General features: G+C 42.6%; 5 protein-coding genes. All 5 read left to right on the top strand.

The window, feature by feature from the left end:
- The first annotated feature begins 208 nt into the window (after nucleotides 1–208).
- Nucleotides 209–2530: a helix-turn-helix domain-containing protein gene (locus Selli1_RS17680; protein WP_281874363.1), complete on the top strand. Its 2322-nt coding sequence runs from the start codon at nucleotides 209–211 to the stop codon at nucleotides 2528–2530.
- Nucleotides 2531–2811: 281 nt separating this feature from the next.
- Nucleotides 2812–3336, top strand: coding sequence for a DUF5697 family protein (locus Selli1_RS17675; RefSeq protein ID WP_087272774.1), 525 nt, complete (start codon nucleotides 2812–2814; stop codon nucleotides 3334–3336).
- A gap of 6 nt (nucleotides 3337–3342) precedes the next feature.
- Entirely contained in the window at nucleotides 3343–4011 is a 669-nt protein-coding gene (locus Selli1_RS17670) for a DUF6100 family protein (RefSeq protein ID WP_330677638.1), read from the top strand.
- A gap of 141 nt (nucleotides 4012–4152) precedes the next feature.
- Nucleotides 4153–5259: a hypothetical protein gene (locus Selli1_RS17665; RefSeq protein ID WP_330677637.1), complete on the top strand. Its 1107-nt coding sequence runs from the start codon at nucleotides 4153–4155 to the stop codon at nucleotides 5257–5259.
- Nucleotides 5249–7212: VirD4-like conjugal transfer protein, CD1115 family (locus Selli1_RS17660; RefSeq protein ID WP_281874358.1), on the top strand; the 1964-nt coding region annotated here is incomplete at its 3' end. The genes Selli1_RS17665 and Selli1_RS17660, both read left to right, overlap by 11 nt.

Genomic DNA, 7212 nt, shown 5'->3' with positions numbered 1-7212 from the left:
GAGCATTCTGTTAAAAAGAAACATAAAATGATCAGATAAAGTCCGAGCTGAATTGTCTGAAAATAAAAGAAATAAACTGATATCAAAAAAAGAAGAAAAAGTGCCAACGATTACTTGACACATACATATAAAATCCACCAATTGAAACCTTTTATCATGTATGATATACTTAAAAATATACAAACCATTTAATTAAAGGAATATAATCATGAACAAAATAACCAAAGGTGTACTTACCAATATAATTTTAAAATACTACATTTCGGAACTTTCCAAAACACAGTCAAAATTAGCCGAAAAAATTGGTGTTGATCATTCATCTATTTCTAATTGGCTGAATATAAGAAAAAATGTTGAAGTATCTAATAAAAATTTCAAGAAAATTTTAGCTTTTGTAGAGCAGGACTTGAGCATAGAAACTGAAAAAGCACTACTAAATTACACTTTCAATGAACTTATCACTTTAGGATTTGACCAATCGATTTGCAAAACAATTTTAAACAAAAGCACTAATTTCATTTCTTTTCTAAAAAATTTGATTACAGATTATGAAATAACTGAACCGCAACTTCAACATCATCTTAATATCCATGCGGTTATATCAAAATTGCGTTCACTTTTTCGACCTTACGAGGATTACATTAAAATCAATGCCCAAAAAATTTTTGAAGAAGCTACTCTTACATCATTTTCGTCGTGGTTATCCTGTTCAAAAGATCCTCATGATCCAGGATTAGTAACTAAACAAAATTATTTAATATTGAATTTTCCTAATTCTTACCGTGTATGTATAGTTTTGAGTAATTATGTAATTAATGATGTTTTGAAGTTCGGAGAATCTGTACAACACCTTAAAGAATATAATAATATACACCTTATAATCTTTTTCACCGATAATGAAGTTTCTCATAACTTCCAGAAATATCTATTAGAATCGTACAATCTTTTTTTTGAATCAATAACTAAGCAAGATTTAATGCAGACTTCTCTCCAGAATATAAACTACAACGATATTGCTCTTTCTCAGCAATCCGTTGAAGCACTTTTTTATGCGCAAGCCGTTTTTGAGAGATTTACAGCTTATTTTGCTGTTATTCGTAATGAAATTATCTTTAGAACTTATTCTACTGATCGCCTTAATCCACTTTTAGAAACTTTAATTGACAAAAATGATTTATTAAAAGGTTTTGCCGAAAAAATATTATTGAAAGAAATTTTTAAATATTCTTATCTATCCCGTCATGCAATTTACTTTGAACGAAAGTGTTTGTCTACAATCGTCAAAGAGTATCAGTCTGATTTCAATAAAAAGTTGGGAACTGTAGTAGAGATATGTTATCCTAACTCGTTTTTGTCAAGTTCAATTTATGAACACTGTGAAAAACTTTTTTTATTTACAAGTTCATATCATTCAGTCAAAGTAATGAAAGATTTGAATGAAAAAAATGGCCAAAAAATATTTCCACTCAACATACACATATGCTTATCACATATTCAGCCACAATACATATCAAGTCAATATTACAACGACATTGTAGGAAAAGTGGATCTTGTAATTTTAGGTTTTGGCATGGGAAGTAGTATAGTAAATATTACTGAATTTATGAGACATATAAATAGCTGGCTCGCACCAGGTGGTATGGTTTTTATCTCATTTGCCAATTCTGATTCAGTAATTCTTCATAAGCAATTTAATATACAAAACTATCTAGAGACTACTCCTATATTCTTTTCCGATTATTGGAAGTATACCTCGAAAGATAATATAAAATTTCTATCTCGGATTAAACGGTATAATTTAGAAGAAGCAAAAAAAATAATATCTACCTATGCAGATATCACAAATTGTTACACCTATCCTTTCTTATCTTCTTTAAGTGATATATCGCGAGAAGAAAATTGGTTACTTGATGAAGTTCGTGAAATTGATAAGAAATATGCTTTAGAAGGGCGTAGTCGCCACGGACATTATATTATTGTAATAGGACATAAGAATTTACAAAATTTGAAAATGCCTCTTTCTGATTCCTTAGAATTCCGTATTAAAGAACTTATCCTATCTTTTCTGAAGAAACACAATATAGAATTTTATTCTATCTCCCATCCTGTTGCGATTGATACTAAAAATTTATTTAGAATATTAATCAATGAAGGAGAAGATGTAAATCAGTTTGACTTATTGAAAACTGTTCTACTACAGAAGCGTGATGGTTCAATAATATATGTCATTACTTCAAGAGAACAAAATATAACCTATAATAATAAGTTGAAGCTTTTGTCCGAAAAGAATGTTACTAATTCTTATGGCATGGGTAGTATATCACCTTTGGTAATGATTCCAGAAATAACAAAGTTTACAAATATGCCAAGCAAATGCTTTTTTTATGGTCCTGAATCATTAACCAAAGAATTCGTTATAATGAGTTCAGGAATAAGCACTGAATCACTCAAAATACGACGTTCCATCTTAATTGATTTGTTAAAGTCAATAGGTGTAAAATCCCTTCCTAAAAATACAATGATACAATAGTTAGCAAGCTCCTTCACTCAACAATACGAGTGAGGGAGTTTTTCATTTAGTATAATCGGCACAAAATTGACACAGTTCTGCGATTGCAGGGTAAATTTACCCATGCTACAATAGGTATTGCTTATAGTTTTCTTTTTACAGCACCCTCGGCGGTGCTTTTTTTGTACCCATAAACCAACGCTGACTGCTGTACGTACAGCCTACGTATATAATAAGTAGATATTTCTACGTATACTCTACGTACAGCACACGCACATTCTACTGAACGGAGGAAATCCGGCATGAAAACAAGAGATCAGATATACCACAGGGAAGGAGAAAAGCTCCTGCGCTTCCTGACCACCTACCATGCCCTCAAGTATGAGCAGGTAATGAAGATGTTTGGTAACCAGGACTCCATCAAGTCGCTGATCACCAGCTTGGTCAAGCAGGGAAGGATTTATCATGATAAGGAAGCCGGCCTGTTATGTGACAGCCCGGAGGCTGCCAAAAACCCGGATCGAGGCACGATTGCTGCCTTCTGGGTTTTACTGGATTTTGAAAAGCCCATCGTATTCCATACCAGCGGGGATTTTCCTGTTAAACTTCACTTCTTTTCAGAGAATGAGGAATATGAAATCCTCTATGTGCCGCTGGAACAGGAAATTTTGGTGGATCATGTGATGAAGTCCATTCCCCGCCACGATGTGTTGCGTCTTGTGGTGCTGGAAAATATCCAGCAGGCGGCGAAACTCTCGATTGAAGGGGTGCTTGCTTTCTGTGTCGTGGATGACTCCGGCTCTGTCAGCTACTACGGAAGGAGGTAATACACCATTTCAAACCAGAAAATACTCTATGAACGGCTTGCGAAGCTGGAAGGAGAGATCCAGAAACTCAACAACACCGTTTTTGCCCTGAAAACCACTGATATTCGTACATATCCGGAAAACTACGGGGATCTGAGTATAAACGCTGCGCTGCGTGCTGAGCGGATCGCCTGCCAGATGCGGAACCTGGTCTGTCTGGCCGCCCCGGAAAAACGGAGCGGATACTTAAAAGAAGCGGCAGATGCCCAAGGGATTGAGATCTGCCAGGACGAAGATCTTATTTCCATTACGCTTCCGGGTCTGCTTCCCAAAAGAAAGCAGCACGTCAACGCTGCCTTTCTCCATGAGCCGCTAAACTATGCGCTGCAGAACTACCTGACGGTCCATTCCCTTCCCCTGTACCGGGAATGTGTGGTCTGCTTCAGCCAGATCTATGACCGGAACGGCCCATTTGACCGGGTACGTGATTACGATAACCTGGAGTTCAAACAGCTTCTGGACACGATTGCCACCTATATCATGGTGGATGACAGCGGGCTTTACTGCGACTCCTACCACACCACGGAGCTGGGAGATACGGATCATACTGTCATCTATGTGATGGGAAAATCCCGGTTTCCCCAATGGCTGAAAGGACGAAAAAACGAGATTGAAACCATATCGGAAATTTCATGATTTTTCCGTCATTTTATCCGACATTGGTAAAACATCCTTTGAAAGCAGGAAATCCCTGCTTTTTTTGTTTGCCGGGAAGCACAACTTTTTACCCAAGTACAGACTTACATGGGTAACTACCGGAAGGAGGGGTGACTGATTTTGTATCCTTCTACCTCCCAGAAATACAGGCTCCTGGAAATGGTCGCTCTTTGCGGGGAATTTCCTGCTGACCAGCTTACCCGTCTGATCCCGAGCGCATCTTATGGAGAAAAGCTCATTACAGAGCTAAAGGCACAAAAACTATTGCGGACTCACTATCGGGATCATTTACGGGGCTACCGCCTGACCGGACGGGCCAAACAGATGCTCCTTGCTCAAAATCCGGAGCGTTTCCGTGACTTCCTCTCCGGGAATAGCGAAACCAATCAGGTCCGAAGCGAAGTAACCCGTCGGCTGCGTCTGTACCAGAAAGCAGAAACCTATCTGACTCTCCTAAGCGCCGGCATCCCGTTCTTTGCTGACCAGAAACCGGATATTTTCAGGGAAGGCCGCGAAGCCGGGATCCTTTCTATGGGGAACCTGCCACTTTTTTACTCATCACGGGAGTTTAAGCACATCGGTCCAGAGGCAACCAAGATCAGAAATTCCCGGAGCATGGGTGTGCTGCTTGCTCCCCACTGTGCCTATGCACTGTATAACACCGGCGACCATGTACTCAAGTGGGAATACCGGACAGAGGTACGGCTGAACGCCTTCCTGCAGCATTACCTGCAGGACTTTCCCTATACGGGACACCCGAAAGTCCGGGCGATCCTGACTGGGAAGGACATGGACACCGCATATCAGCTCCTGACCAGCACCGGCGGGTACAAAAAGAGTCTGTTTGTAGCGGATACATCCTATGAACATTTTCACTACCTTCCCAATACACCGGAAGGTGAGACACTATTAAAACTGCTGGTCCGGCCACGGCTCATGAAACAACTTGACCAGTTACTATTATCCGATTTAGGTTCCCGGCAGTCAGACCTTCCCATCGACCATGACGGGGTGGACGCTTCCGAGAGCCCTGCGGTTCTTGCATATGATTTTGACTTGCACCGAATTAACCGATTCAATACCGGGCTGAATGTATACGGCAGAAAGGGGGTGATGATCTGCTTTGATTTCCAAATCCCCTGTTTGAAACGATATCTGACCGCCGACATTCGGTTCTCCAGTATTGACCTCTCTAAGTTTAGAAAGGGGTTTTTGCATGAACCGTAAATGGTGGAAGCTCATTTATCTGCTTCCCATCAGCCTCTGCACCTTATATGCAGGCGGCTATATCGCTCAGTTTATCCGAAACTATCGCATCTGGACTGCCGCCGGTAACACGCCGGGCAATGGCAGTTCCCCACCGATGCCATCCCCGCATCCGGCAGCCTGTTTCCAGGCAGTCACTGATTTTCCGTATAACCTGTACGGGATCGGGATCTGCCTTGTGGTATTTGGGCTGCTGATCTTCCTGCTCATGCGGATGGGCTATGACCGCAACGGCGAAGTCCCAGACCGGGAACGGAACCTGAACTACTCGACCAAAGGCACCTACGGCACCTCCGGTTTCATGACGCCGGAGGAAATGCATAAAGTCCTGGAGCTGACCTCTGATGTAAAGAAGAGCAAAGGCACCATCTTAGGCAAGCTGAATGGCAAGGCTGTCTGCCTGCCCTACCACACCTATATGAATCGGAATGTGGCAGTCTACGGCTCCAGCGGCTCCATGAAGAGCCGTGCCTATGTCCGAAATGCCATTTTCCAGAGTGTTGCCCGTGGGATTGACGGGCCGGGAGAAAGCCTGATCATCACTGATCCGAAATCCGAACTGTATGAAAGTATGTCCGTGTATCTGGAGAAGGAAGGCTATACTGTCAAATGCTTCAACCTGGTCAACCCGGAAAACTCCGACAGCTGGAACTGTCTCATGGAGATCAACGGTTCTGAGACGATGGCTCAGGTCTTTGCCGATGTCATCATCCAGAATACCGGCTCTGCCAAAGGGGATCACTTCTGGGATAATGCGGAAATGAACTTGTTAAAAGCCCTGGTTCTGTACGTGGATCAGGGTTTTCCGCCGGAAGCCAAAAATATCGGGCAGGTGTACAAGCTGCTGACTATGAGTTCCGAGAGAGAACTGAACAGCCTGTTTGACCTGCTTCCGGTATCCCATCCGGCAAAAGTACCTTACTGCATCTATAAGCAGGCCAGCGACACGGTGCGCTCCGGTGTCATCATCGGATTAGGTGCCAGGCTGCAGGTGTTCCAGAACAAACTGATCCGGCAGATCACCTCCTATGACGAGATCGACCTAACGCTGCCGGGCAAGCAGAAATGTGCGTATTTCTGTATCACCTCAGACCAGGACAGCACCTTTGATTTCCTCTCCTCCCTGTTCATGACTTTTATCTTTATCAAGCTGGTCCGTTTTGCGGACAAAGAGGGCGTGGACGGGAAGCTGCCGGTTCCGGTACATATCCTGGCGGATGAGCTTGCCAATACCGGCGCTATTTTGGAGTTGAACAAAAAAATTTCCGTTATCCGGAGTCGAAACTTAAGCATTTCCTGTATTTTCCAGAATCTGCCACAGATGCAGAACCGGTATCCGCTGAACCAATGGCAGGAAATTATCGGGAATTGTGACAGCCAGTTATTCTTAGGCTGTACCGATGAAGTGACCGCCACCTTTATTTCCAACCGGTCCGGGGATGTGACGGTTGGAGTCAGCAGCGAAGCCAAACAGCTCAATTCCTGGCGGGTGTCGGATTACACACCGGAGTACCGGCAGACCAGATCCATTGGGAAACGCAAACTCCTGACACCGGATGAAATCCAGCGGCTGCCATTAAATAAGGCACTCATCATCCTGCGGGGCCAGAAGATCCTGGAAGTGGAGAAATACGATTATACGCTCCACCCGGATTCCAAAAAGCTGATTCCAAGAAAAGCGGCAGACCACGTTCCCCAGTGGCGGGCGAAAGCCGAGCAGGAAGAATACGACTACACACCGACTCTTGCTGAAAATTTAAAGAAAAAGCCCCGGCCCGGCCGCAGCGGTATGTGTCAAGTAATCGTTGGCACTTTTTCTTCTTTTTTTGATATCAGTTTATTTCTTTTATTTTCAGACAATTCAGCTCGGACTTTATCTGATCATTTTATGTTTCTTTTTAACAGAATGCTCTT

The organism is Sellimonas catena (genome assembly GCF_027924685.1).
Taxonomy (GTDB): Bacteria; Bacillota; Clostridia; order Lachnospirales; family Lachnospiraceae; genus Sellimonas; species Sellimonas catena.
The sequence above is the reverse complement of the archived record's forward strand: the minus strand, read 5'-3'. Positions and strand labels throughout refer to the sequence as shown.

Coding starts and splice junctions, on each gene's coding strand:
- Selli1_RS17680 (WP_281874363.1), top strand. CDS start 209: ATGAACAAAATAACCAAAGGTGTACTTACCAATATAATTTTAAAATAC.
- Selli1_RS17675 (WP_087272774.1), top strand. CDS start 2,812: ATGAAAACAAGAGATCAGATATACCACAGGGAAGGAGAAAAGCTCCTG.